The sequence below is a fragment of the Micromonospora sp. RTBAU3-60 genome (assembly GCF_054963695.1).
The window spans coordinates 1-581 of the sequence record NZ_JBUEGB010000213.1 but is presented as its reverse complement, the minus strand read 5'-3'; the positions used below and the strand labels follow the sequence as shown (position 1 = coordinate 581).

Genomic DNA, 581 nt, shown 5'->3' with positions numbered 1-581 from the left:
TCGGACAGGTGGCGCCCGTCAGCGCGTAGCCGTCGGGTGGGGGCCTTGCGGGACAGCGGGTGTGCATGAGCGGTCAACGCGTGGGCGGCGGTCCGGGCGGCCGGGACCAGAGCGACGGTCTGGGGGCCTCGGTCCGGACCGGTGTGTGTCGCTCGCCCGCCGGTCCGGGACTGCCGAACGCGGTCCGGGACCGCCGAGCGGGCCTTGGTCCCGGACCGGTGTGTGTCGCTCGCCCGCCGGTCCGGGACCGCCGAGCGCCGTCCGGGACCGCCGAGCGCTGGTCCGCTGAGGCGGGACCGCGGCGGTGGCGTCCCGGACCGCGGGCAGGCCTGCGCGGACCGGCAGAGGCGGTCCGGGGACCGGTCCGCCGGAGTCCAAGACCGACTGTCAACGATGAGCGCCGGCCTCCCGGGTAGACCGAACCGTAGCTCTGAGCGCTGGCCCCGCCGGCGGTCCTTGCCGTCGCATACCGACGACGGTCTCGGGCAGGTTGTCGGCCACCTCGACGCAGTTGCCACCGTTGCCGCCGCTGCGGGCACCATACCGACGGCACCGGCTCCACCCCCGCCGCCGACCGCCGT

Annotated in this window: 1 protein-coding gene; it reads right to left on the bottom strand. The window is 76.4% G+C overall.

The window, feature by feature from the left end; translation table 11 throughout:
• Positions 1-387 precede the first annotated feature (387 nt).
• A partial coding sequence (locus ACY34I_RS40615) for a DUF397 domain-containing protein (RefSeq protein WP_462760868.1) occupies positions 388-581 on the bottom strand: 194 nt, incomplete at its 5' end.